The 23,118-nt window shown below is 68.4% G+C and carries 24 protein-coding genes; all 24 read right to left on the reverse strand.

Translation table 11 applies throughout. The annotated features are described in order from the left end of the window. Positions 1–11: 11 nt before the first annotated feature. Positions 12–743, reverse strand: coding sequence for an ABC transporter ATP-binding protein (locus GGR24_RS15090; RefSeq protein ID WP_183396204.1), 732 nt, complete (start codon positions 741–743; stop codon positions 12–14). Next, positions 740–2,023, reverse strand: coding sequence for a lipoprotein-releasing ABC transporter permease subunit (locus GGR24_RS15095; protein ID WP_183396248.1), 1,284 nt, complete (start codon positions 2,021–2,023; stop codon positions 740–742). The genes GGR24_RS15090 and GGR24_RS15095 overlap by 4 nt, the downstream gene beginning before the upstream one ends. 13 nt (positions 2,024–2,036) lie before the next feature. Next, on the reverse strand, positions 2,037–3,359 hold the full coding sequence (gene proS / locus GGR24_RS15100; protein WP_183396205.1) for a proline--tRNA ligase: 1,323 nt from the start codon (positions 3,357–3,359) through the stop codon (positions 2,037–2,039). A gap of 395 nt (positions 3,360–3,754) precedes the next feature. Further along, complete coding sequence (locus tag GGR24_RS15105; protein WP_183396206.1) at positions 3,755–4,036, reverse strand: DUF1467 family protein; 282 nt, start codon at positions 4,034–4,036, stop codon at positions 3,755–3,757. After that, positions 4,033–4,437 (reverse strand): methylmalonyl-CoA epimerase, encoded by a 405-nt coding sequence (gene mce / locus GGR24_RS15110; protein ID WP_183396207.1) that lies wholly within the window; start codon positions 4,435–4,437, stop codon positions 4,033–4,035. Before mce ends, GGR24_RS15105 begins: the two co-directional genes overlap by 4 nt. A gap of 68 nt (positions 4,438–4,505) precedes the next feature. Then, positions 4,506–6,170: a ribonuclease J gene (locus tag GGR24_RS15115; RefSeq protein WP_183396208.1), complete on the reverse strand. Its 1,665-nt coding sequence runs from the start codon at positions 6,168–6,170 to the stop codon at positions 4,506–4,508. Between the two features lie 2 nt (positions 6,171–6,172). Beyond that, the gene (locus GGR24_RS15120; protein WP_183396209.1) at positions 6,173–6,970 is read right to left on the reverse strand and encodes a biotin--[acetyl-CoA-carboxylase] ligase; all 798 of its coding nucleotides are present in this window, start codon (positions 6,968–6,970) and stop codon (positions 6,173–6,175) included. A gap of 48 nt (positions 6,971–7,018) precedes the next feature. Further along, positions 7,019–8,458 carry an NADH-quinone oxidoreductase subunit NuoN gene (gene nuoN, locus GGR24_RS15125; protein WP_183396210.1) on the reverse strand — a complete coding sequence of 480 codons (1,440 nt, stop codon included), beginning with the start codon at positions 8,456–8,458 and terminating at the stop codon, positions 7,019–7,021. A gap of 41 nt (positions 8,459–8,499) precedes the next feature. Continuing rightward, on the reverse strand, positions 8,500–10,008 hold the full coding sequence (locus tag GGR24_RS15130; RefSeq protein WP_183396211.1) for an NADH-quinone oxidoreductase subunit M: 1,509 nt from the start codon (positions 10,006–10,008) through the stop codon (positions 8,500–8,502). Positions 10,009–10,013: 5 nt separating this feature from the next. Beyond that, positions 10,014–12,122, reverse strand: a complete 2,109-nt coding sequence (gene nuoL, locus GGR24_RS15135; RefSeq protein ID WP_183396212.1) for an NADH-quinone oxidoreductase subunit L — start codon at positions 12,120–12,122, stop codon at positions 10,014–10,016. Between the two features lie 7 nt (positions 12,123–12,129). Then, positions 12,130–12,438: an NADH-quinone oxidoreductase subunit NuoK gene (gene nuoK, locus GGR24_RS15140; RefSeq protein ID WP_183396213.1), complete on the reverse strand. Its 309-nt coding sequence runs from the start codon at positions 12,436–12,438 to the stop codon at positions 12,130–12,132. Beyond that, positions 12,435–13,070, reverse strand: a complete 636-nt coding sequence (locus GGR24_RS15145; RefSeq protein ID WP_183396214.1) for an NADH-quinone oxidoreductase subunit J — start codon at positions 13,068–13,070, stop codon at positions 12,435–12,437. Before GGR24_RS15145 ends, nuoK begins: the two co-directional genes overlap by 4 nt. A 97-nt stretch (positions 13,071–13,167) precedes the next feature. Beyond that, complete coding sequence (gene nuoI / locus GGR24_RS15150) at positions 13,168–13,656, reverse strand: NADH-quinone oxidoreductase subunit NuoI (RefSeq protein WP_183396215.1); 489 nt, start codon at positions 13,654–13,656, stop codon at positions 13,168–13,170. Between the two features lie 22 nt (positions 13,657–13,678). Beyond that, the gene (locus GGR24_RS15155; RefSeq protein ID WP_183396216.1) at positions 13,679–13,912 is read right to left on the reverse strand and encodes a hypothetical protein; all 234 of its coding nucleotides are present in this window, start codon (positions 13,910–13,912) and stop codon (positions 13,679–13,681) included. 253 nt (positions 13,913–14,165) lie between these two features. Then, the gene (gene nuoH, locus GGR24_RS15160; RefSeq protein WP_183396217.1) at positions 14,166–15,173 is read right to left on the reverse strand and encodes an NADH-quinone oxidoreductase subunit NuoH; all 1,008 of its coding nucleotides are present in this window, start codon (positions 15,171–15,173) and stop codon (positions 14,166–14,168) included. 3 nt (positions 15,174–15,176) lie between these two features. After that, positions 15,177–17,258 carry an NADH-quinone oxidoreductase subunit NuoG gene (gene nuoG / locus GGR24_RS15165; protein ID WP_183396218.1) on the reverse strand — a complete coding sequence of 694 codons (2,082 nt, stop codon included), beginning with the start codon at positions 17,256–17,258 and terminating at the stop codon, positions 15,177–15,179. A gap of 7 nt (positions 17,259–17,265) precedes the next feature. Next, positions 17,266–18,576 carry an NADH-quinone oxidoreductase subunit NuoF gene (gene nuoF / locus GGR24_RS15170; protein WP_183396219.1) on the reverse strand — a complete coding sequence of 437 codons (1,311 nt, stop codon included), beginning with the start codon at positions 18,574–18,576 and terminating at the stop codon, positions 17,266–17,268. Between the two features lie 2 nt (positions 18,577–18,578). Next, positions 18,579–19,511 carry an NADH-quinone oxidoreductase subunit NuoE gene (gene nuoE / locus GGR24_RS15175; protein WP_183396220.1) on the reverse strand — a complete coding sequence of 311 codons (933 nt, stop codon included), beginning with the start codon at positions 19,509–19,511 and terminating at the stop codon, positions 18,579–18,581. After that, positions 19,511–19,762 carry a hypothetical protein gene (locus tag GGR24_RS15180; RefSeq protein WP_183396221.1) on the reverse strand — a complete coding sequence of 84 codons (252 nt, stop codon included), beginning with the start codon at positions 19,760–19,762 and terminating at the stop codon, positions 19,511–19,513. Before GGR24_RS15180 ends, nuoE begins: the two co-directional genes overlap by 1 nt. Beyond that, positions 19,759–20,943 carry an NADH-quinone oxidoreductase subunit D gene (locus tag GGR24_RS15185; protein WP_183396222.1) on the reverse strand — a complete coding sequence of 395 codons (1,185 nt, stop codon included), beginning with the start codon at positions 20,941–20,943 and terminating at the stop codon, positions 19,759–19,761. Before GGR24_RS15185 ends, GGR24_RS15180 begins: the two co-directional genes overlap by 4 nt. Next, the gene (locus tag GGR24_RS15190; RefSeq protein ID WP_183396223.1) at positions 20,936–21,373 is read right to left on the reverse strand and encodes a GFA family protein; all 438 of its coding nucleotides are present in this window, start codon (positions 21,371–21,373) and stop codon (positions 20,936–20,938) included. The genes GGR24_RS15185 and GGR24_RS15190 overlap by 8 nt, the downstream gene beginning before the upstream one ends. Before the next feature lie 81 nt (positions 21,374–21,454). Continuing rightward, positions 21,455–22,066 (reverse strand): NADH-quinone oxidoreductase subunit C, encoded by a 612-nt coding sequence (locus GGR24_RS15195; RefSeq protein WP_183396224.1) that lies wholly within the window; start codon positions 22,064–22,066, stop codon positions 21,455–21,457. Between the two features lie 10 nt (positions 22,067–22,076). Further along, on the reverse strand, positions 22,077–22,658 hold the full coding sequence (locus tag GGR24_RS15200; RefSeq protein ID WP_183396225.1) for a NuoB/complex I 20 kDa subunit family protein: 582 nt from the start codon (positions 22,656–22,658) through the stop codon (positions 22,077–22,079). Next, positions 22,649–23,014, reverse strand: a complete 366-nt coding sequence (locus tag GGR24_RS15205; protein WP_183396226.1) for an NADH-quinone oxidoreductase subunit A — start codon at positions 23,012–23,014, stop codon at positions 22,649–22,651. The genes GGR24_RS15200 and GGR24_RS15205 overlap by 10 nt, the downstream gene beginning before the upstream one ends. Positions 23,015–23,118: the final 104 nt, after the last annotated feature.

Here is a 23,118-nt window from a genome sequence, read left to right on the forward strand (position 1 = left end):
GGTTTCGCCCGTCAGGTTTCGACCAGCACGCCGTCCCGCAGCGTGAGGCGTCTATCCAGCGTTTCGGCCAGCTCGAGATTGTGCGTGGCGACGATGGCGGCGAGCCCCGAGGCGCGCGCCAGCGCCGTCAGCGTCGCGAAGACATGAGCGGAGGTCACCGGGTCGAGATTGCCCGTCGGTTCGTCGGCGAGCAGAAGGCGCGGCGCGTTGGCCACCGCGCGCGCGATCGCCACGCGCTGCTGCTCGCCTCCGGACAGTTCGGCCGGGCGATGATCGAGCCTCTGTCCGAGCCCGAGATAGGAGAGCAGCTCCGCCGCCCGGGTCCGCGCCTCGCCCGCTCCGAGCCCCCGGATCAGCTGGGGCATGACGACGTTCTCGAGCGCGCTGAACTCCGGCAGCAGGTGGTGGAACTGGTAGACGAAGCCGACCTCGTTGCGCCTGAGCGCCGTGCGGGCGTCGTCGGACAGGCCGGCCGTCGGCTGGCCGTCGAAGAACACTTCGCCGCCGTCCGGCCGTTCGAGCAGCCCCGCGATATGCAGCAGGGTCGACTTGCCCGCCCCGGAGGGCGCGACCAGCGCCACGACCTCGCCGGCCGCAAGCTGGGCCGACGCGTCGATCAGCACGTCGACCGCGGCGTCGCCCTGGCGGTAGCGCCGCGCGACATGATCGATCACCAGCAGCGGCCCGGCGGCGGCGGCCGAAGCGCCGTCGAACTCCTCTGAAGCGTCCTGGACCTCGCTCATTCGTAACGCAGAGCCTCGACTGGATCGAGTTTGGCGGCCCGCCAGGACGGATAGAGCGTGGCGGCGACGGAGAGGGTGAGCGCCATCAGCACCACCGTCACAGTCTCCTTCATGTCCGGATCGGCAGGGAGCCGGCTCAGGAAGTAGACCTCGGGCGAGAACAGCTCCGTTCCGGTGAGCGACGCGAGGAATGCGCGGATCGTCTCGATGTTCCAGCAGACCACCATGCCGAGCGCGAAGCCCGCCAGAGTGCCGACGACCCCGATGCTCGCGCCGGTGATCAGGAAGATGCGCATGATCGACCCGCGGGTCGCGCCCATGGTGCGCAGGATCGCGATGTCGCGGCCCTTATCCTTCACGAGCATGATCAGGCCGGAGATGATGTTGAGCGCGGCCACCAGCACGATCAGCGTGAGGATCAGGAACATCACGTTGCGTTCGACCTCCAGCGCCGAGAAGAACGTTTTGTTCCGGTCGCGCCAGTCCAGCATGTAGAGCGGCCGATCCGCCGCCTCCTGCAGGTCAGGCTTCACCTTCCCGACGAGGTCCGGGTGATCGAGATAGACCTCGATGCCGGTGACGTCGTCCTCGCGGTTGAAATAGGCCTGCGCCTCCTGCAGCGGCATGAAGACGAAGGCGCCGTCATATTCCGACATGCCGATCTCGAACACGCCGGCGACCGTGTAGCCTTTGATCCGTGGCGTGACCCCCATCGGGGTCACGGCCCCGCGTGGGCTCACCAGGGTCAGGGTGTCGCCGGCCCGCAGCCCGAGCTGGTCCGCGAGGCGCTTTCCGATCAGCACCCCGCCGCCGTCGTCGAAGTTCTCGAGGCTGCCGTCGCGGATCGTGCGCGAGACGAGCTGCAGCTTCCCGAGGTCCTGGGCGCGCAGGCCGCGCACCAGCACGCCGCCGGAGGCCGAGGGCGAGGAGGCAAGCGCCTGCCCCTCGACGAGCGGGATCACGAACTTGACGCCCGAGACCTTGCTCAGCCGGTCGGCGACCGCTGCGTAGTCGGTCAGCGGCCCGTCGAGCGGCTGGGCCACCACGTGGCCGTTGATGCCGAGGATCTTGTTCAGAAGCTCGGTTCGGAAGCCGTTCATGACGGCCATCACGATGATCAGCGTCGCGACCCCGAGCGTGATGCCGAGGAACGAGAAGCCGGCGATGACCGAGATGAAGCCCTCCTTCCGGCGGGCGCGCAGATAGCGGCCCGCGATCAGCCACTCGAACGGCGCGAAGGGCCGCGTGGAGCCCGCCGGCGAAGCCGAGGATGATCGCAAGCTCGCCACGCCCTCAGCCGATGATCGCGGCGAGCGCGGATTCGGGGCTGAGCTGCTCGGCCGCTCCGCCAGCGCGGCGCTTCAGCTCGACCGTGCCGGCCGCGAGCCCCTTGGGCCCGACCACCAGGCGCCAGGGCAGGCCGATCAGCTCCATGGTGGCGAATTTGGAGCCGGCGCGCTCGTCGGTGTCGTCGTAGAGCACGTCGATCCCCTGCCCCGTCAGCTTCGCGTAGAGATCCTCGCAAGCGGCGTCGACGGCGGCGTCGCCCGGCTTGAGGTTCACCAGCCCCACCCTGAACGGGGCCACCGCATCCGGCCAGATGATTCCGGCGTCGTCATGGCCGGCTTCGATGATCGCCGCCGCGAGCCGGCTCGGCCCGATGCCGTACGAGCCCATGTGCACCGGCGTGTCCCTGCCGTCCGGGCCGGTCACGAAGGCTTTCATGGGGACCGAATACTTGGTGCCGAAATAGAAGATGTGCCCGACCTCGATGCCGCGCGCCGACAGCCGATCGTCAGCGGCCAGGGCCTCGAACGCGCCCGCGTCGTGCATGTCCTCGGTGGCGGCGTAGAGGCTCGTCCAGCGGTCGACGATCGCCTGCAGGGCGGCCGGGTCGTCGAAGTCGACGCTGGCGGGCGGCGTGTCGAAGTCGAGGAAGTTCTTGTGGCAGAACACCTCGCTCTCGCCGGTCTTGGCCAGGATGATGAACTCGTGGCTGAGATCGCCGCCGATCGGGCCCGTGTCAGCCCGCATCGGGATCGCCTTGAGGCCGAGCCGCGCGAAGGTCCTGAGATAGGCGACGAACATCCGGTTGTAGGACGTCCTGGCCCCCTCGGCGTCGAGATCGAACGAGTAGGCGTCCTTCATCAGGAACTCGCGCGACCGCATCACGCCGAACCGCGGGCGGCGCTCGTCCCGGAACTTCCACTGGATGTGGTAGAGGTTCTTCGGCAGGTCCTTGTAGGAACGCACGCCCGCCCGGAAGATCTCGGTGATCATTTCCTCGTTGGTCGGGCCATAGAGCATCTCGCGCTCATGCCGATCCTTGATGCGCAGCATCTCCTCGCCATAGGCGTCGTACCGCCCGCTCTCGCGCCACAGATCGGCGAGCTGCAGCGTCGGCATCAGGAGCTCGACGGCCCCCGCCCGGTTCTGCTCCTCACGGACGATGTCGGCGATCTTGTTCAGCACGCGCAGGCCGAGCGGCAGCCAGGCATAGATGCCGGCGGCCTCCTGCCTGATCATCCCGGCCCGCAACATCAGCCGGTGCGAGACGATCTCGGCCTCTTTGGGCGCCTCGCGGAGGATGGGGAGGAAGTAGCGGCTCAGGCGCATGGAGATCTCAGGCTGAATGCGAATCCGGCCCGCCGCGCGCCGGCGGCCGTGGCCGCGCACGAAAGCGGAAGGGCCCGGGAAACACAAGCGCCGCCTCCCCTGAAGGCCCCTGGTCGTTCACGCTTCTTTTTTCGGCGCCCTCTGCACAAGGAGGTGACAAACCTTCCGGGCTCGGCTAGCTTTACTTCCATAACAAGGGCCACCGGCGAAGTTGCCTCGTCGGATCAAAAGGCCCGCGCTTGGGAGGATGTCCGCAGGCCCGCCGCTAAGGCGTACGCCCATCAGACGCCGAAGTCCCGCACCGCTCGCGGCGTCAGAGCGCGGACCAATGCGAACTGCCACAAAACGCAAGGCCTCGGCCTTGCTTTTTTTTGCCCGTTTTCCGGCGGCCGCGGTCAGCGGGCCTGCTCGAACCGCGGCAGGAACGGGATGTCGTCCAGCCCGAAAAGCTCCTGCGTCAGCAGCAGATAGATCCCCGCGAAGATGATCGTCGCGACGATCGTGGTGATCACGATGATGCGACCGAGGCGGGCGCTGAACGGCGCGCCCGGCTCCGTCCCGGGCGTGATGTCGCCTGCGTCCGACTGGCTGCGGGCGCCGAACGGCAGCACGGCGAACAGCGTCGTCCACCAGACGATGAAATAGACCGCGGCCCAGCTGACAGCCGAGAAGATCAAGCCTGTTCGAGCTCCACGAGAGCGCCCAGCATGTCCTTCGGGTGGAGGAACAGCACGGGCTTGCCGTGCGCGCCGATCTTCGGCTCGCCGTCGCCGAGCACACGCGCGCCCTGCGCCTTCAGCTGGTCGCGCGCCGCCACGATGTCGTCGACCTCGTAGCAGATGTGGTGGATGCCCCCGGCCGGGGAGCGCTCGAGAAAGGCGGCGATCGGCGACTTTTCGCCAAGCGGCTCAAGCAGCTCGATCTTGGTGTTCGGAAGCTCGATGAAGACGACGCTGACCCCGTGCTCGGGCTGCTCGGTCGGGGGCGTCACCTTGGCGCCGAGCGTGTCGCGATAGACCGCGGCGGCGGCCGCGAGGTCCGGCACCGCGATGGCCACGTGGTTGAGGCGCCCGATCATGATGATCTCCGGTCATCCCAGGGGGGTACGAAGCTGTGCGCGGGCCGGCCGAAGCCGGCCCGAACCGCTCATACGCCGAGCACGGAGACGTGGCAAACCGGCTTCTTGCCCCACACGAGGTTGAGCTCGGCGCGCACGGCGCGCTCGATCGCAGAGGCCACGAGCGCCGCGTCGCGCCGGCGCGGACGGGCGAGCCCGTCCAGGCAATCCAGCACCGTGTCGCGGATGACCTCGAGCATCGGGGTGCCCTCGTCGTCGCGCGGCGGCAGCCCGCTGAACCTGACGTCCGGGTCTCCGGCGACGTCGCCCGACTGGTCGATCGCCAGGGCGACCGAAACCACGCCCGCGAAGGCCAGCTTCCGCCGCTCCGAGATCGTCGGCTCGGTGGCGTAGATCATCACGCGGCCGTCCTTGAGCATGCGGCCGGAGACCACCTCGTCGACGACCTCGGCCGGGCCCCCGGCGATGCGGATCATCTGGCCGTCCCGGACGCGCGCGACGCTGCCGGCGCCGGCCGATCTGGCGGCCTCGAGATGCTCCGCCATGTGCAGTTCCTCGCCATGGACCGGGACGACGAGCTGCGGCTTGAGCCAGCCATAGAGCGTGGCGAGCTCCTCGCGATGCGGATGTCCCGAGACGTGGACGAAGTGGGTGCGGTCGGTGATCACCTGGGCGCCGCCGGCGATCAGGCCGTTGATCACGCGGCCGACGGCCTTCTCGTTGCCCGGGATCGCCCGGGACGAGAAGATTACCCGGTCGCCCTTGGCGAGAGCCACCAGCGGATGATCGCCGTTCGCGATGCGGGCGAGCGCGGCGCGCGGCTCGCCCTGGCTGCCGGTCATCAGCGCCACGACCTTGTCGCGCGGCAGGTAGCCATAGGCGTCAGCGTCGAGAAACTCCGGGATGCCTTCGAGATAGCCGAGCATCCGGCCGACCTCGAGCGCCCGATGCATGGCGCGGCCGATCACCACGACCTGCCGGTCGCATGCGAGCGCCGCCTCCGCGACGGCGCGCAGCCGCCCGACATTCGACGCGAAGGTCGTGACCGCGACGCGGCCCGGGGCGCTGCCGATCAGCTCCTTGAGGCTCTCCGCGACCTCCTTCTCCGACCGCGAGAATCCCTCGCGCAGCGCATTGGTGGAGTCGCCGATCACCGCGGCGACGCCCTCCTGGCCGATCGCCCGCAGGCGGGCCTCGTCGGTCGGGGGACCGAGCACGGGCGTCAGATCGATCTTCCAGTCGCCGGTGTGCACGACCGTGCCGGCCGGCGTGCGGATCGCGAGCGCGTTCGACTCCGGGATCGAATGCGCCACGGCGACGAACTCGACCTCGAACGGTCCGGCGGTGAAACGCCCGCCCTGCGGGATGGCCCGCACGTCGATCTTGGGCGCGCCCCGCTCGGAGGCCCGCTTCGCCTCCAGCATCGCCGCCGCGAACGGGGTGGCGTAGACCGGGCAGCCGAGCTCCGGCCACAGGTCGAGCACGGCGCCGTAATGATCCTCGTGCGCGTGCGTCAGCACCAGCGCTTCGATGTCGGCGCGCTGCGCCTTCGCGAAGCGGATGTCCGGCATGATCAGGTCGATGCCGGGGGTCATGGCCGGATCGCCGAACAACACGCCGCAATCGACCATGAGCCAGCGCCGTTTGGGGCCCTCGCCGTAACCGTAGAGACCGGCGTTCATGCCGATTTCGCCGACCCCTCCGAGCGGCGCGAAAACCAGATCCTGAGCCATTCTCACCCTTGCGCGGCGTGCGTCGCCGCCGCGCCGAAATAGACGTCGCCGGCGGCGATCGCGGTCGCGACCCCGGTCGGGGCGCGGATAACCAAACGGCCGCTCTCGTCGATCGACTCGAAGCGGCCTCGAATTCTGCGGTCGCCCATATCGACCTCGACCTGCGCGCCGAGCCCCGCCGCCCGCGCCATCCAGGCCTTTCGCACGGCCGGCAGCCCCCGGCCCTCGTTCCAGACCTCGAGCCAGCCGACAAGCGCGTCAGCGAGCGACGCGAACAGCTCCTCGGCCGTGACCCGGTCCCCGCGCGCGGCTAGGCTCGTCGCCGGGTATGGCAGCCCCTCGGGCGCGGAAGCCACATTGACCCCGAGGCCGACCACGACGGCGAGCCGGCCCTCGGAAACGGCGTCGGCCTCCAGAAGGATCCCGGCGAGCTTGGCGCCGTCGACCACGATGTCGTTCGGCCATTTGAGCTCGGGACGCGACGTGCGGGCCTGGAGCGACGGCGCCGTCAGCCGGAGCGCGGATTCGAGCGCCAGCCCCGCCGCGAACCCCAGGGTCGCCGCCACGGCCGGCGTGGCCTCGATCGCAAGGCCGAAGCTCGCCGCGAGATTGCCGCGCTCGGTCGACCACTCGCGCCCCCGCCGTCCGCGGCCTTCCGTCTGCGCGCGCGCGGCCACCCAGACCGGCCCCCGGCCCTCGCGCACGAGCGCAAGGGCCTCGGTGTTGGTGGAGCCGACCGTGTCGTAAGCGACGAGAGAATGGCCGGCGGCGATCGCCATCGGGCCGAGAGCGAAACTCATGCGGCGTGTCGCGTCAGCGAAATGTCCTTGGGGTTCTGCATTCCGCCCTCAGAACAGGGATTGCGCGGCCGCGGAAGCGGCCACGCCCAGCGGAGCCGGATAGAGGACATAGAGAATCGTGAAGCCGCCCGCGATGGTCAGCACCGTCTTAGCCGCGAACGTCATCGGCGCGAACTCGACCTTCGGCTCGTCGAAGAAAATGATCTTCACGATACGCAGATAATAGAACGCGCCGATGACGCTCAGCACGAGGCCGATGACGGCGAGGGGCGCGAGCCCGGCGTTCACCGCCGCGTAGAACACGTAGAACTTGGCGAAGAAGCCCGCGAGCGGCGGGATGCCGGCCAGCGAGAACATGATCATCGCGAGCACGAAGGCCATCGCCGGATTGGTGCGCGACAGTCCGGCCAGGTCGTCGATCTGCTCGACGTACCGGTCGCCGACGCGCATCGAGAGGATGCAGGCGAAGGCGCCGAGCGTCATCGCGACATAGATCGCCACATAGATCGCGACGCCGGTGACGCCCTCGGGGGTGCCGGCCGCAAGACCGACCAGCACGTAGCCCATGTGGCCGATCGAGGAGTAGGCCATCAGGCGCTTGATGTTGCGCTGCCCGATCGCCGCGAAGGAGCCGAGCGCCATCGAGGCGATCGCGACGAACACCACGATCTGCCGCCACTCGACGGTGACCGTGGGGAAGGCTTCGGCGACGACGCGCACGAACATCGCGACGCCCGCGACCTTGGTGGCCGAAGCGAAGAACGCCGTGATCGGGGTCGGCGCGCCCTCGTAGACGTCCGGCGTCCACATGTGGAACGGCACCGCCGAGACCTTGAAGGCGAAGCCCGAGAGCAGGAACACGATGCCGAAGATAAGCGCGATCGAGGCCTGGCCGCCTCCGATCGCCGCAGCGATGTCGGCGAAGCCGACCGCGCCCGTCACGCCATAGACCAGCGAGGCGCCGTAGAGCAGCATGCCGGAGGAGAGCGCCCCGAGCACGAAGTACTTCAGGCCGGCTTCGGTGGAGCGCCGGTCGTCGCGGTGGATCGCGGCGATCACGTAGAGCGCCAGAGACTGCAGCTCGAGCCCGAGATAGAGCGCGATCAGGTCCGAGGCCGAGATCATGAGCGCCATGCCAAGCGTCGAGAGCACGACCAGGATGGCGTATTCGAAGCGCGCGAAGTTCTCCCGGCGCATGTAGTCGAAGCTCAGCGCCAGCGCCGCGAAGGCGCCGATGAAGGCCAGCACCTTCATGAAGCGCGCGAAGGCGTCGAGCTTGAACGAGCCGCCGAACGTCGCCGGCGCGTCGGCGGGCGCGGCGAGCACCAGCACGGTCGCGAGCGCGATGAGGCCGAGCGCCAGGCCGTTGACCAGGCCCGTGGCCCGATCGCCCATGATCGCGCCGATCAGGACGAGCCCGAGCGCCCCGATGGCGAGCGCGATCTCGGGCAGCGCGGGGGCGAGCAGCGGAAGGGCGGAGGCGTCCATGCGTCAGCGCTCGATTCTGGAGAAGAGTGCGGCGTGCGTCATCACTGCCCCGCCATCGCGGCCTTGCCGGCCGCGGCGATGGCGGCCTGAGCGGACTGCAGCATGCCGTCGACGGTGGCGGCCGACATGTCCAGCACGGGGGCCGGCCAAACGCCGTAGACCACGGTGAGGACCGCCAGCGGGAGCAGCATCGCGATCTCCCGGCGCGACAGGTCCGGGATCGCCTCGAGGCCCGGCTTGATCGTTCCGAACACCACGCGCCGATAGAGCCACAGCGCGTAGCCGGCCGAGAGGATGACGCCGGTCGTGGCGAACAGCGCGACCCACGTGTTGGCCTGGAACGCACCCAGCAGCGTCAGGAACTCGCCGACGAAGCCGGAGGTCCCGGGCAGGCCGACATTCGCCATGGTGAACACCATGAAGGCGGCCGCATACCAGGGCATCTTGTTCACGAGCCCGCCGAAAGCCGCGATCTCGCGGGTGTGCAGCCGGTCGTAGATCACGCCAACGCAGAGGAACAGCGCGCCCGACACGAGCCCGTGGCTCACCATCTGGAACACCGCGCCCTGCACGCCCTGCGGGTTCATCGCGAAGATGCCCATCGTGACGAAGCCCATATGGGCGACCGACGAGTAGGCGATCAGCTTCTTGATGTCCTCCTGCATCAGCGCGACCAGCGAGGTGTAGATGATCGCGACGACGGACAGCGCGAACACGAGCGGCGCGAAGTCGGCGCTCGCGATCGGGAACATCGGCAGCGAGAAGCGCAGGAAGCCGTAGCCGCCCATCTTCAGCAGGATGCCCGCGAGGATCACGGAGCCGGCCGTCGGCGCCTCGACATGCGCGTCCGGCAACCAGGTGTGCACCGGCCACATCGGCATCTTCACCGCGAACGAGGCGAAGAAGCCGAGCCACAGCCACCACTGCATGTCCGCCGGGAACTTGTAGGCGAGCAGCGTCGGGATGTCGGTCGTGCCGGCGACGCCGTACATGGCGAGGACCGCGACCAGCATCAGCAGCGAGCCGAGCAGCGTGTAGAGGAAGAACTTGAAGCTCGCATACACCCGGCGAGGACCGCCCCAGATCCCGATGATCAGGAACATCGGGATCAGGCCGCCTTCGAAGAACAGGTAGAACAGCACGAGATCGAGCGCCGAGAACACGCCGATCATCAGCGTCTCGAGCACCAGGAAGGCGATCATGTACTCTCTCACCCGGTGGGTGATCGAGGTCCACGAGGCCAGGATGCAGAACGGCATCAGGAAGGCGGTCAGGATGATGAACGGCGTCGAGATGCCGTCCACGCCCATCCGGTAGTTGATCGCGCCGCCGAGCCATTCCGCGTTCTCGACGAACTGGAAGCCCGGATTGGCGTGATCGAACTTCGCCCACAGCACGAGCGCGATGACGAAGTCGAGCACTGTGGTCCAGAGCGCCACGTGGCGGATGTTCCTGAGAGCCGCCTCGTCGTTCCCGCGGATGACCAGCAGGAACGCGACGCCGACGAGCGGCAGGAACGTCAGCAGCGAGAGAATGGGCCAGTCGGTCATCGCCGTCACAGCCCCCGGACCATGAACCACGTGAAGAGGGCCGCGACGCCGATCAGCATCGCGAAGGCGTAATGGTAGACGTAGCCGGTCTGCAGCCGCACCACCCGGTCGGTGACGTCGATCACGCGCGCGGAGACGCCGTCCGGCCCGAGGCCGTCGATGATCTTGCCGTCGCCTGTCTTCCAGAGGAAGCGGCCGATCCACTTCGCGGGCCGAACGAAGACGAGGTCGTAGAGCTCGTCGAAGTACCACTTGTTGAGCAGGAACCGGTAGATCAGCACCTGCTGCTTCGCGAGCCGGCCCGGCAGGTCGGGGCGCTTGATGTAGAACAGCCAGGCGAGCGCGAAGCCGATCACCATCACGATGGCGGGCGCGTAGACGACGAGCGCCGGCACGTCATGCATGTGATGCAGGATCTCGTTGTGCTCGCCCGTGAACAGCGCCCCGCGCCAGAACGCGTCGTAACCCGCGCCCACGAAGGCGCTGTGGAACACGATTCCGGCGAACAACGCGCCCACGCTGAGCAGCAGCAGCGGGACGAGCATCACGCGGGGGCTCTCGTGGACGTGGCTCATGGTCTCGAGCGACGCCCGCGGCGCGCCGTGGAAGGTCAGGAAGATCAGGCGCCACGAATAGAACGAGGTCAGCAGGGCCGCCGTGACCGTCATGATGAAGGCGTAGGTCCCGACGCTGGTGTGCGCCGCGTATGTCGCCTCGATGATGGCGTCCTTCGAGTAGTAGCCGGCGGTCAGCGGGAAGCCGGTGAGCGCGAGCGTGCCGATCACCATCATCCAGTAGGTGACCGGGATCAGCCGGCGCAGGCCGCCCATGTTCCGCATGTCCTGCTCGTGGTGCATCGCGTGGATGACCGAGCCGGAGCCTAGGAATAGCAGCGCCTTGAAGAAGGCGTGCGTGAACAGGTGGAACACGCCGACGCCATACGCCCCGACGCCGAGCGCTGCGAACATGTAGCCGAGCTGCGAGCAGGTCGAATAGGCGATGACGCGCTTGATGTCGGTCTGCACGAGACCGATCGTGGCGGCGAAGATCGCGGTCGTCGCTCCGATGAAGGTGACGAAGGCGAGCGCGTCCGGCGCGTGCTCGAAGACCGGCGACATGCGCGCGACCAGGAACACGCCGGCCGTCACCATCGTGGCGGCGTGGATCAGCGCCGAGACCGGCGTCGGTCCCTCCATCGCGTCCGGCAGCCAGGTGTGCAGGCCGAGCTGCGCCGACTTGCCCATCGCGCCGATGAACAGCAGGAAGGAGATGACGGTCAGCGCGTGCCAGTCGTGGCCGAGGAAGTTGATGGTCTTGTCGGCGGCGCCCGGCGCGGCGGCGAAGATCGTCTCGAAGGAGACGCTGCCGAACACCGCGAATGTCGCGAACATGCCGAGCGAGAAGCCGAAATCGCCGACGCGGTTGACCACGAAGGCCTTGATCGCCGCCGCGTTCGCCGATGGCTTCTGGTACCAGAAGCCGATCAGCAGATAGCTCGCGAGGCCGACGCCTTCCCAGCCGAAGAACATCTGGACGAGGTTGTCCGACGTCACCAGCATCAGCATGGCGAAGGTGAACAGCGACAGGTAGGCGAAGAACCGCGGACGGTGCGGATCCTCGTGCATGTAGCCAATCGAGTAGAGGTGGACGAGCGCCGACACCGAGTTGACGACGACCAGCATCACGGCGGTCAGCGTGTCGACCCGGAACGCCCAGTCGAGCTGGAGGCCGCCGGCCGAGATCCAGCGCATCACCTTCACATGCGCGTCGGCGTCGTTGAGCGTGACGTCCACGAAGGCGAACCACGACAGGATCGCCGACACCATCAGCAGCCCGGTGGTGACGATCTCAGCCGCGCGGGAGCCGGCCGCGGCCGGCTCGGCCGGGCCGTGGGCGTGGTCGTCATGGCCGTGGTCGCCGTGCCCGTGGTCGTCATGGGCCGCGAAATCGGCCGCCGTCGGATGAGCTTCGTGGTGGTGGCCGTGACCGTGCCCGTGATGGAAGGCGTCGACCGGGCCGACGGCCCCGGGGTGGCGCTGGCGCGCGCCGGCGAGCGCGATGACGCCGGCGATGATCGCGCCCAGCAGGGGCAGGAAGACGATGAGGTAATACATCGCGTCCTCAGCCCTTCATCATGTTGATGTCGGACACCGCGATGGTGCCGCGGTTGCGGAAGTAGACCACCAGGATCGCGAGGCCGATCGCGGCCTCCGCGGCCGCCACCGTCAGCACGAACAGCGCGAACACCTGTCCCTTCAGGTCGCCGAGATGGGTCGAGAAGGCGACCAGATTGATGTTGACCGCGAGCAGGATGAGCTCGACCGACATCAGGATGATGATGACGTTCTTGCGGTTCATGAAGATGCCGAACACCCCGATCGTGAACAGGATCGCGGCGACGACGAGATAGTGCTCGAGCCCGACGGTCACCGTACGCCTCCCCCTTCGGCGACGCCCTGCCCGACCGGCGCCTTCACCACCTCGATCGCGTCCGCCGGCCGACGGCCGACCTGCTCGCCGATGTCCTGCCGCTTCACCGCCAGGCGGCGCTCGCGCAGGGTCAGCACGATCGCGCCGACCATCGCGGTCAGCAGCACGAGGCCCGACGCCTGGAACAGCAGCACGTAGTCCGTGTAGAGCACGCGGCCGAGCGCCTCGGCGTTGGTCATGTCCGTGGGGATCGGCGTCTGGGCCGGCGTCTTCGGCAAGGCCCCCGAGACGCTCCAGGCGCCGACCACCAGCACCAGCTCCGTCAGCACGACCAGCCCGACCAGCAGGCCGACGGGCAGATACTGCAGGAAGCCCGCCCGCAGCTCGCGGTAGTCGGCGTCGAGCATCATGGTCACGAACAGGAACAGCACCGCGACCGCGCCGACATAGACGACGATCAGGATCATCGCGAGGAACTCGGCGCCCATCAGCACGAACAGGCCGGCCGCGTTCACGAAGGCGAGGATCAGGAACAGCACCGAGTGCACGGGATTGCGCGCGGAGATCACCATCACGGCGGCGGCGACCGTCACGCTGGCGAACACATAGAAGAAGATGTCGGGCAGGGTCATGGGCGGCTTCCCGAGCCTGGTCCGGCTGAACGGCGGCTGAGTACGGCGCGAGGGGCGGAAGGTAAAGACGCGAACGGCGCCCTGACGGAAGTCCGGCTCATCGGTACGGCGCGTCGAGCGCGATGCGGCGGGCGATCTCGCGCTCCCAGCGGTCGCCATTCGCGAGCAGGCGCTCCTTGTCGTAGTAGAGCTCCTCGCGCGTCTCGGTCGCGAACTCGAAGTTCGGGCCCTCGACGATGGCGTCGACCGGGCAGGCCTCCTGGCAGAAGCCGCAATAGATGCACTTCACCATGTCGATGTCGTAGCGCGTCGTGCGCCGCGTGCCGTCGTTGCGGCGCGGCCCGGCCTCGATGGTGATCGCCTGCGCCGGGCAGATCGCCTCGCACAGCTTGCAGGCGATGCAGCGCTCCTCGCCGTTCGGGTAGCGGCGAAGCGCGTGCTCGCCGCGGAAGCGCGGCGAGAGCGCGCCCTTCTCGAACGGGTAGTTGATCGTCGCCTTCGGCCGGAAGAAGTAGCGCATCGACAGGAAGAACGCCGACACGAACTCCTTCAGGAACAGCGAACGGGCCGCTTGGTCGAGCCGCATTCCAGAACCCTCTCCGCGAGCCTCAGCTCGCCAGCATCTCAGCCGCGACATAGCCGACGATCGCGATCTCCACGATCGTCGTCGCGATGACGATCGGACCGGCGAGCCGGCGGATCGTCGTGAACTTCCGGGCGTCCTCGGGAGACGCCCCTGCGATCTGCCGGTCGAGCCCGGCGTTCAAGGCCTTGGCGCCAAGCGCCCCGATCAGCGCTCCGGCGACCGCCCCAAGGAGGGCGCCGAGTGCGCCTGCGTTCATTGCCCGGTGCGCCCGAACCAAGTTGTGTAGGCCGCCACGGCGCCCACTCCGCCAAACACGAGCGGGAACATGTATCGGTATACAAGCCGCGTAAGCCGTTCGAGACGGTCAGGATCCTTGAACGGCGCGGGCAAGCGCCCCGCGGACGCCGCCGCTCTTTGGCTTCTCAACGCAATCGGGAGGCCGATCCGAGCGGCGACAAATCCTACGATGACGCCGATCGCCGCGCCGACGAGACAAACCAGCGCCGCCGTCATGGCGCCCAGCCGGTGAACTGCAGCACGCCCGCGACGAGCACGACCATGAACAGCGAGATCGGCAGGAACACCTTCCAGCCGAGCCGCATCAGCTGGTCGTAGCGGTAGCGGGGCACGAACGCCTTCACCATCGCGAACATGAAGAAGACGAACGAGCCCTTCAGGACGAACCAGACGACGCCGGGCACCCAGGTGAAGGGCGCGAACGGGATCGGCGACAGCCATCCGCCGAGGAACAGGATGGTGGTCAGCGCGCACATGGTCAGGATCGCCACGTACTCGCCGAGCATGAACAGCAAATACGGCGTCGAGCCGTACTCGGTCATGAAGCCGGCGACGATCTCCGACTCCGCCTCCACCAGATCGAACGGCGGCCGGTTCGTCTCGGCCAGCGCCGAGATGAAGAAGATCACGAACATCGGGAACAGCGGCAGCCAGTACCAGCCGAACAGGCCGGCGGCCGTGTCCTGCGCGCGGACGATGTCGGACAGGTTCAGCGAGCCCACGCAGAGCAGCACGGTGATGATCACGAAGCCGATCGAGACCTCGTAGGACACCATCTGGGCCGCCGAGCGCAGCGCGCCGAGGAACGGGTACTTCGAGTTCGAGGCCCAGCCGCCCATGATGACGCCGTAGACGCCGAGCGAGGAGATCGCGAACACGTAGAGCACGCCGACATTGATGTCGGCGATCGCCCAGCCGTCGGCGAGCGGGATCACGGCCCAGGCCGCGAGCGCGAGGAAGCAGGTGACGAGCGGGGCGAGCAGGAAGATGCCCTTGTTCGACCCCGCCGGGATCACCGGCTCCTTCAGCACGAACTTCAGCAGGTCGGCGAAGGACTGCAGCAGCCCGAACGGCCCGACGACGTTCGGGCCGCGTCTGAGCTGCACCGCCGCCCAGACCTTGCGGTCGGCGAGCAGGATGTAGGCGATGAACACCAGCAGCGCGACCAGCAGCACGACGCTCTGGAGCACGATCAGCAGGACGTTGAGAATCGTGTCCATGGCTTACTCCGCGGCCTCCGCGAAGCGGGCCGCGCGCAACGCGCTCATCTCGGCCATGACGGCCGAAGCGCGGGCGATCGGGTTGCTGAGGTAGAAGTCCGGCACCGCGCTGCGGAACGGCTCGCCGCCGAGCGGGCCGCCGGCCGAGGCGAGGCGCTCGACGTCGGAAGCGTCGCCGGCCGAGATCTGGTTCAGCGCGGCCATGTGCGGATGCGTGGCGAACAGGGCCGCCCGCAGCTGCGCCAGCGTGTCGTAGGGCAGCCGCGCGCCGACCTGCTCGGACAGGGCGCGCAGGATCGCCCAGTCCTCGCGGCCTTCGCCGGGCGCGAAGGCGGCCCGGTTCGCGAGCTGCACGCGGCCTTCCGTGTTTACGTAGAGGCCGGACTTCTCGGTATAGGCCGCGCCCGGCAGGATCACGTCGGCGCGGTGCGCGCCGCGGTCGCCATGGGTCCCGACATAGACCACGAAGGCGCCCGGCTCGACGTCGATCTCGTCCGCCCCGAGCAGGAACAGCAGGTCGAGCGCGCCGGCCCCGGCCATCTGGCGGGCGGTCAGACCGCTCTCGCCCGGAACCAGCCCGAGATCGAGCGCCCCGACGCGGCTCGCCGCCGCGTGCAGCACCGCGAAGCCGTTCCAGCCCGCCGCCAGCGCGCCCGCATTCTTCGCGAGCTTCGCCGCGGCCGAGAGGACCGCCGCGCCGCCCTCGCCCGCCGCCGCGCCGGCGCCGACGATGATCAGCGGCCGCTCCGCGTCGGCGAGCGCCTTGGCGAAGGAGTGCTTGCCCTCGACGAGCTCGGTCAGCGTGTCCGGGCCGGCGCCGAGATGCTCCGCCCCGTAGGTGAGGTCGACCCGCTCGCCGAGCAGGCCGACGCGCACGCCGCCGCGCCGCCAGCGCTTGCGGATGCGGGCGTTCAGCACCGGCGCCTCGTGGCGCGGATTGGTCCCGATCAGGAGGATCGCGTCCGCCTGCTCGACGCCCGCGATGGTCGGGTTGAAGATGTAGCTCGCCCTGCCCTGCGCCGGATCGAAGGCCGCCCCGTCCTGGCGGGCGTCCAGGTTCCGGACGCCGAGCCGGTCGAACAGGTCCTTGAGCGCGAACATCTCCTCGACGGCTGCGAGATCGCCGACGATGGCGCCGACGCGCCCCTTGTCCGCGGCCCTGAGGCGAGCGGCCACGACGCCGAGCGCCTCGCCCCAGCTCGCCGGCCGCAGCCGGCCGTTGTCGCGCACATAGGGCCGGTCGAGCCGCTGCGCGCCAAGACCGTCCCAGACGAAGCGGGTCTTGTCGGAGATCCACTCCTCGTTCACGTCGTCGTTCACGCGCGGCAGGATGCGCATGACCTCGCGGCCGCGGGCGTCGACCCGGATCGCCGAGCCGAGCGCGTCCATGACGTCGACCGACTCGGTCTTCGAGAGCTCCCAGGGCCGCGCCTTGAAGGCGTAGGGCTTCGACGTCAGCGCGCCGACCGGGCACAGGTCGATGACGTTGCCCTGGAGCTCGGACGTCATGGCCGTCTCGAGGTAGGTCGTGATCTCCATGTCCTCGCCGCGGCCGATGGCGCCGATCTCCGGCGAACCAGCGACTTCCGCCACGAACCGGACGCAGCGCGTGCAATGGATGCAGCGGTTCATCTGCGTCTTGACCAGCGGGCCGATATATTTGTCCTCGACCGCGCGCTTGTTCTCGAAGAAGCGCGAGCCCGAGACGCCGTAGGCCATCGACTGGTCCTGCAGGTCGCACTCGCCGCCCTGGTCGCAGATCGGGCAATCGAGCGGGTGGTTGATGAGCAGGAACTCCATCACCCCCTCGCGCGCCTTGCGCACCATCGGCGAGCGCGTGGAGACGACCGGCGGCTCGCCGTTCGGCCCGGGCCGGAGGTCGCGCACGCCCATGGCGCAGGAGGCGACCGGCTTGGGCGGGCCGCCCTTCACCTCGACCAGGCACATGCGGCAGTTGCCGGCGATCGAGAGCCGCTCATGGAAGCAGAAGCGCGGGATCTCCGCGCCCGCCGCCTCGCAGGCCTGCAGGATCGTGTACTCGGCCGGGACGTCGACCTCGGCGCCGTCGACGATGATCTTGGTCATGGTCGCCCTACTCCGCCGCCACTGCCGGCATCGCGTAGTCCGCCGGCGTCGAGCGGGCGGTGTACTCATCGATCCGGCGCTCGATCTCGTGCCGGTAGTGCCGGATCAGCCCCTGCACGGGCCACGCCGCGGCGTCGCCGAGCGCGCAGATCGTGTGGCCTTCGATCTGGGTCGTGACCTCGAGCAGCATGTCGATCTCGCGCTTCTCGGCGCGGCCCTCGGCCATGCGGCTCACCACCCGCCACATCCAGCCGGTGCCCTCGCGGCACGGAGTGCACTGGCCGCAGCTCTCATGCTTGTAGAAGTACGAGATGCGGGCGATGGCGCGAATGATGTCGGTCGACTTGTCCATCACGATCACGGCCGCGGTGCCGAGGCCGGACTTCAGATTGCGCAGCGTGTCGAAGTCCATCGACAGGTCCTGGCACTGGTGCTCGGGCAGGACCGGGACGGAGGAGCCGCCCGGGATCACGCCCAGCAGGTTGTCCCAGCCGCCGCGCACGCCGCCGCAGTGCTTTTCGACCAGCTCGCGCAGCGTGATGCCCATCTCCTCCTCGACGTTGCACGGCCGTTCGACGTGGCCGGAGATCGAGAAGAGCTTGGTGCCGGTGTTGTTGGGCTTGCCGAGGCCGGCGAACCAGTCGCCGCCGCGCCTCAGGATCTCGCCCGCGACCGCGATGGACTCGACGTTGTTGACGGTCGTGGGGCAGCCGTAGAGGCCCATATTGGCCGGGAACGGCGGCTTCAGCCGCGGCATGCCCTTCTTGCCCTCGAGGCTCTCGAGAAGCGCCGTCTCCTCGCCGCAGATATACGCGCCTGCGCCGTGATGGACGTAGATGTCGAACGGCCAGCCATGCTTGTTGTTCGGCCCGACGAGGTTCTCCGCATAGGCCTCGTCGACCGCGCGCTGCAGCGCCTCGCGCTCGCGGACATATTCGCCGCGGATGTAGACGTAGCAGGCGTTGGCGTGCATCGCGAAAGACGCGATCAGGCAGCCTTCGATCAGGAGATGCGGGTCGTTCCGCATGATCTCCCGGTCCTTGCAGGTGCCGGGCTCGGACTCGTCGGCGTTGACGACGAGATAATGCGGCCGGCCTTCCTGCGGCTTCGGCATGAACGACCATTTCAGGCCGGTCGGGAAGCCGGCGCCGCCGCGGCCGCGCAGACCCGAGGACTTCATCTCGGTGATGATCCAGTCCCTGCCCTTCTCGAGCAGGAACTTGGTGCCGTCCCACGCGCCGCGGCGCAGCGCGGACTTCACGTCCGCGCCATGCCGGCCGTTGAGATTGGTGAAGATGCGATCGCGGTCGGTCAGCATGCTCAGGCCTTCCCGTCCTTGCCCGTCGCCGAAGCGCCGTCGACAGGCGCGACCCCGGGATCGGCCGGCTTGTCCGGCGAAGTCCCGACCGTGGGCGAGCCGGAAGCGATGTCGGTCTTCGGCGCCGCATCGGCGTCGGCCGGACCGCCCTGCCCCTCGCGCCGGCTGCGGTCGCTCGGACGAGCAGCGTCCGCGTCGCGCTTGTCGGCGCTCGACTTGGCCTCCGGCCGGGTCGTCTCGGCCGGCCGGCCCGCCTTGTAGGCGGTCGGCGCGGTCTCGGCCTCTCCCTGGCTCTCGAAGCGCTTGCGCCAGGCGCCGACGCGCGAGCCGTCATAGAGCGTCTCGTCGGTCAGCGACGTGTCGCCGCCGAACGGGGCCGAACAGGAACGGCCGGTTTGCGAGCCCGGCTGGACCTCGCGGCCGGCGCGCAGATCCTCGAGCAGCGCCTCGAAGCTCGCCGGATCGAGGTCCTCGAAGTAGTCGTAGTTGACCTGCACCATGGGGGCGTTCGCGCAGGCGCCGAGGCACTCGACCTCGAGCCAGCTGAGCTTGCCGTCGGCCGTGACCTGCCGCTCCTCGCCGATCACCCTGCGGCAGACCTCCTTCAGGGCGTTCGCGCCGCGCAGGGCGCACGGCGTCGTGCCGCACAGCTGCACGAAATGCTCGCCGACCGGGGCCAGGTTGAACATCGTGTAGAAGGTCGCGACCTCCATCACCCGGATCGTCGGCATGCCGAGCATCTCGGCGATCCCGCGGATCGCCGGCTCCGGCAGCCAGCCGCCGTTCTGCTCCTGCGCCTTCCACAGCAGCGGGATGACGGCCGACATCTGGCGGCCTTCCGGGTACTTGGCGATCTGCCCCTCCGCCCACTGCAGGTTCTCCTGCGTGAAGGCGAAGCTCTCGGGCTGGATTTCGGCGAGGCGGCGGACGGACATCAGCGGGCCCCTTCCGGCCGTTTGAAGCAGTTCACGAGCGCGCCCGACTTCGAATTGATCATCATGAGGTTCACATCGCCGAACCTGGCTCGGTTCGCGAGCTGGTAGCCCTGCTTCAAGAGCTCGTCGCCGCGCACGGTCTGGTCCTTTTCCGGCAGCGAGCAGTCATAGCTCGCGAGATCGAGCGCCTGCTCGGCCAACGCCGGGAACGACGTCCCGACCAGCAGCACAGTCGCCAGGGCGGTCTTCATCGGTCGACCTCGCCGAACACGATGTCGAGTGAGCCGAGGATCGCGGAGACGTCCGCGAGCATCGTTCCGCGGCACAGATGGTCCATCGCGGAGAGATGCGCGAAGCCCGGCGCGCGGATCTTGCAGCGATACGGCTTGTTGGTGCCGTCCGAGACCAGATAGACGCCGAACTCGCCCTTGGGCGCCTCGACCGCCGCGTAGACCTCGCCTTCCGGCACGCGGTAGCCCTCGGTGTAGAGCTTGAAGTGGTGGATGAGGCCTTCCATCGAGCGCTTCATCTCGGAGCGCTTCGGCGGCGCGACCTTGCCGTCGAGGGTCGCGATCGGGCCCCGCTCCTTGCGCAGCAGCGCGCAGCATTGCTGCATGATGCGCGTCGACTGGCGCATCTCCTCCATGCGGATCAGGTAGCGATCGTAATTGTCGCCGTTCTTGCCGACCGGAACGTCGAAATCCATCTCGGCGTAGCACTCATAGGGCTGCGACTTGCGCAGGTCCCAGGCGGCGCCGGAGCCGCGGACCATCACGCCCGAAAAGCCCCACTCCCAGGCCTCGTGCAGCGGCACCACGCCGATGTCGACGTTGCGCTGCTTGAAGATCCGGTTCTCGGTCAGCAGCGCGTCGATGTCCGCGAGCGCCTGGAAGAAGCCGTCGCACCACACGTCGATGTCGTCGACGAGCTCGGTCGGCATGTCCTGGTGCACGCCGCCGGGACGGAAATAGGCCGCATGCATGCGCGAGCCGGAGACCCGCTCATAGAACACCATGAGCTTCTCGCGCTCCTCGAAGCCCCACAGCGGAGGCGTCAGCGCGCCGACGTCCATCGCCTGCGTGGTGACGTTGAGGAGATGGGAGAGGATGCGGCCGATCTCGCAGTAGAGCACGCGGATGATCTGGGCGCGGCGGGGAATCTCGATCCCAAGAAGCCGCTCGGTCGCGAGACAGAAGGCGTGCTCCTGGTTCATCGGCGCGACGTAGTCGAGCCGGTCGAAATAGGGCATCGCCTGCAGGTAGGTCTTGGCCTCGATCAGCTTCTCGGTGCCACGATGCAGCAGCCCGATATGCGGATCCACGCGCTCGACGACTTCGCCGTCGAGCTCGAGAATGAGGCGCAGAACACCATGGGCGGCAGGATGTTGCGGGCCGAAGTTGATGGTGAAGTTGCGGATGTCGGCTTCAGCCATGCCCGGCCTCCTGACGCTTCTCCATCTCCGCCATGAACTCGGCCGCGGTGAGCCGCCGCGTGTCGTTGGCGAAGTCGTAGAACGCCGGCTTATCGTCGATGAAGATTTCCTTGGCGAAGACGAAGCCCGCCGGATCGTCGAAGGCCGACACGGCGACATGCGCCGAGGACCCGTCCTGCATGCGCCAGATCAGGCTCGAGCCGCAGGTCCGGCAGAACAGCCGCTCGCCATATTCGGACGATCTGTAGACGCCGAACGCGGCCTCGTCGGCGAGCGCGACGTCGTCGCAGGCGGCGGCCATAAACACGCCGCCCGCCCATCGGCGGCACATGCCGCAGTGGCAGACGTCCACCTCGCCCGTCGCCGGGCGCGCAGCGAAGCGCGCGGCGCCGCAGAGGCAGCGGCCGGCCCGGAGCGCAGCCTCAGCCATTGCCGGCCTCCGCCTTGCGCGCCGACCACTCATCGCGCAGGCATTCGCCCTGAACCCGTTCTCCGGCAGCCATGGCGCTGGTCACTGCGGCTGCTTGGCCTTCTCGTCGCCGGGCAGCACGTAGTCCACGCCCTCCCATGGCGACAGGAAGTCGAAGTTGCGGAATTCCTGGTTGAGCCGGACGGGCTCGTAGACGACGCGTTTCGCCTCGTCGTCCCACCGGACCTCGACGAAGCCCGACATCGGGAAGTCCTTGCGCAGCGGGTGCCCGTCGAAGCCGTAGTCGGTCAGCAGGCGACGCAGGTCCGGATGACCGGAGAACAGCACCCCGAAGAGGTCGTAGGCCTCGCGCTCGAACCACAGCGCGCCGGGGAAGACGCCGGTGACGGACGGAACCGGCGTCTCGTCGTCAGCCTCAATCTTCACGCGGATCCGCGTGTTCTTGTAGGGCGAGAGCAGGTGGTAGACGACGTCGAAGCGCTTCTCGCGCGCCGGCCGGTCGACCCCGCAGATATCCACGAAGCAGACGAAGCGGCACTCCGGGTCGTCCCGCAGGAAGGTCAGCACGGAGACGATGTCGGCGGCCTCGGCCTCCAGCGTGAGCTCGCCGAAGGCGACGCGAGCGGAGCGGATGGACGCCCCGAGGCTTTGCGCGACATGGGCGCCGATCGCGGTCAGAAGGTCTTCGGCCATCGCCCTGCCCTCACCGCTCGATCGTGCCGGTGCGGCGGATCTTCTTCTGCAGCAGCAGCACGCCGTAGAGCAGCGCCTCCGCAGTCGGAGGGCAGCCCGGGACATAGATGTCCACCGGCACCACCCGATCGCAGCCACGCACGACCGCATAGGAATAGTGATAGTAGCCGCCGCCATTGGCGCACGAGCCCATCGAGATGACGTAGCGCGGCTCCGGCATCTGGTCGTAGACCTTGCGCAGCGCGGGGGCCATCTTGTTGGTCAGTGTCCCGGCCACGATCATCACGTCGGACTGGCGGGGGCTCGCCCGCGGGGCGAAGCCGAAGCGCTCGACGTCGTAGCGCGGCATCGACGCCTGCATCATCTCGACCGCGCAACAGGCGAGGCCGAAGGTCATCCACATCAGCGAGCCGGTGCGCGCCCAGGTGATCAGGTCCTCGGCGCTGGTGACCAGAAAGCCCTTGTCGGAGAGCTCGGCGTTGACGTCGCCGAAGAAGCGGTCGTCATGGCCGATCGGACGGCCGGTCGCATCCACAAGCCCCTTGGTAGCGGGCGCGACCAGCGTCTCTGAGCGGGGAGAGTTCAGTCCCATTCCAGAGCTCCCTTCCGCCACTCGTAAACGAAGCCGACCGTCAGCACGCCGAGGAAGATCATCATCGACCAGAAGCCGAACGCCCCGACCTCCTTGAACGCGACCGCCCAGGGGAACAGGAACGCGACCTCGAGGTCGAACACGATGAACAGGATCGCGACGAGGTAGAACCGGACGTCGAACTTCATCCGCGCATCGTCGAAGGCGTTGAAGCCGCACTCGTAGGCCGAGAGCTTCTCGGGATCCGGATTGCGGTAGGCGACGAGGAACGGCGACACCAGCAGCGCCACGCCGATAAGCAGCGCGACGCCAAGGAAGACCACCAGCGGGAGATAGTCGGAAAGCAGATCCGTCATCGCCTCTTCGCCTCCGCCGCTCCGCCTAAGCCATTGCGCCAGCGAGCCTTCGCCGCGCGGCAGTGCGACGCAGCAAAGGGGTCCCCGGCGCGGAGGCTTAGACC

Origin of the sequence: Hansschlegelia beijingensis, assembly GCF_014196425.1 — a bacterium.
GTDB classification, from domain to species: domain Bacteria; phylum Pseudomonadota; class Alphaproteobacteria; order Rhizobiales; family Methylopilaceae; genus Methylopila; species Methylopila beijingensis.

Coding starts and splice junctions, on each gene's coding strand:
- GGR24_RS15090 (WP_183396204.1), bottom strand. CDS start 743: ATGAGCGAGGTCCAGGACGCTTCAGAGGAGTTCGACGGCGCTTCGGCC.
- proS (WP_183396205.1), bottom strand. CDS start 3,359: ATGCGCCTGAGCCGCTACTTCCTCCCCATCCTCCGCGAGGCGCCCAAA.
- mce (WP_183396207.1), bottom strand. CDS start 4,437: ATGATCGGGCGCCTCAACCACGTGGCCATCGCGGTGCCGGACCTCGCG.
- GGR24_RS15115 (WP_183396208.1), bottom strand. CDS start 6,170: ATGGCTCAGGATCTGGTTTTCGCGCCGCTCGGAGGGGTCGGCGAAATC.
- GGR24_RS15120 (WP_183396209.1), bottom strand. CDS start 6,970: ATGAGTTTCGCTCTCGGCCCGATGGCGATCGCCGCCGGCCATTCTCTC.
- nuoN (WP_183396210.1), bottom strand. CDS start 8,458: ATGGACGCCTCCGCCCTTCCGCTGCTCGCCCCCGCGCTGCCCGAGATC.
- GGR24_RS15130 (WP_183396211.1), bottom strand. CDS start 10,008: ATGACCGACTGGCCCATTCTCTCGCTGCTGACGTTCCTGCCGCTCGTC.
- nuoL (WP_183396212.1), bottom strand. CDS start 12,122: ATGTATTACCTCATCGTCTTCCTGCCCCTGCTGGGCGCGATCATCGCC.
- GGR24_RS15145 (WP_183396214.1), bottom strand. CDS start 13,070: ATGACCCTGCCCGACATCTTCTTCTATGTGTTCGCCAGCGTGACGGTC.
- nuoI (WP_183396215.1), bottom strand. CDS start 13,656: ATGCGGCTCGACCAAGCGGCCCGTTCGCTGTTCCTGAAGGAGTTCGTG.
- GGR24_RS15155 (WP_183396216.1), bottom strand. CDS start 13,912: ATGAACGCAGGCGCACTCGGCGCCCTCCTTGGGGCGGTCGCCGGAGCG.
- nuoH (WP_183396217.1), bottom strand. CDS start 15,173: ATGGACACGATTCTCAACGTCCTGCTGATCGTGCTCCAGAGCGTCGTG.
- nuoG (WP_183396218.1), bottom strand. CDS start 17,258: ATGACCAAGATCATCGTCGACGGCGCCGAGGTCGACGTCCCGGCCGAG.
- nuoF (WP_183396219.1), bottom strand. CDS start 18,576: ATGCTGACCGACCGCGATCGCATCTTCACCAATCTCAACGGCCGGCAT.
- nuoE (WP_183396220.1), bottom strand. CDS start 19,511: ATGTCCGTCCGCCGCCTCGCCGAAATCCAGCCCGAGAGCTTCGCCTTC.
- GGR24_RS15180 (WP_183396221.1), bottom strand. CDS start 19,762: ATGAAGACCGCCCTGGCGACTGTGCTGCTGGTCGGGACGTCGTTCCCG.
- GGR24_RS15185 (WP_183396222.1), bottom strand. CDS start 20,943: ATGGCTGAAGCCGACATCCGCAACTTCACCATCAACTTCGGCCCGCAA.
- GGR24_RS15190 (WP_183396223.1), bottom strand. CDS start 21,373: ATGGCTGAGGCTGCGCTCCGGGCCGGCCGCTGCCTCTGCGGCGCCGCG.
- GGR24_RS15195 (WP_183396224.1), bottom strand. CDS start 22,066: ATGGCCGAAGACCTTCTGACCGCGATCGGCGCCCATGTCGCGCAAAGC.
- GGR24_RS15200 (WP_183396225.1), bottom strand. CDS start 22,658: ATGGGACTGAACTCTCCCCGCTCAGAGACGCTGGTCGCGCCCGCTACC.
- GGR24_RS15205 (WP_183396226.1), bottom strand. CDS start 23,014: ATGACGGATCTGCTTTCCGACTATCTCCCGCTGGTGGTCTTCCTTGGC.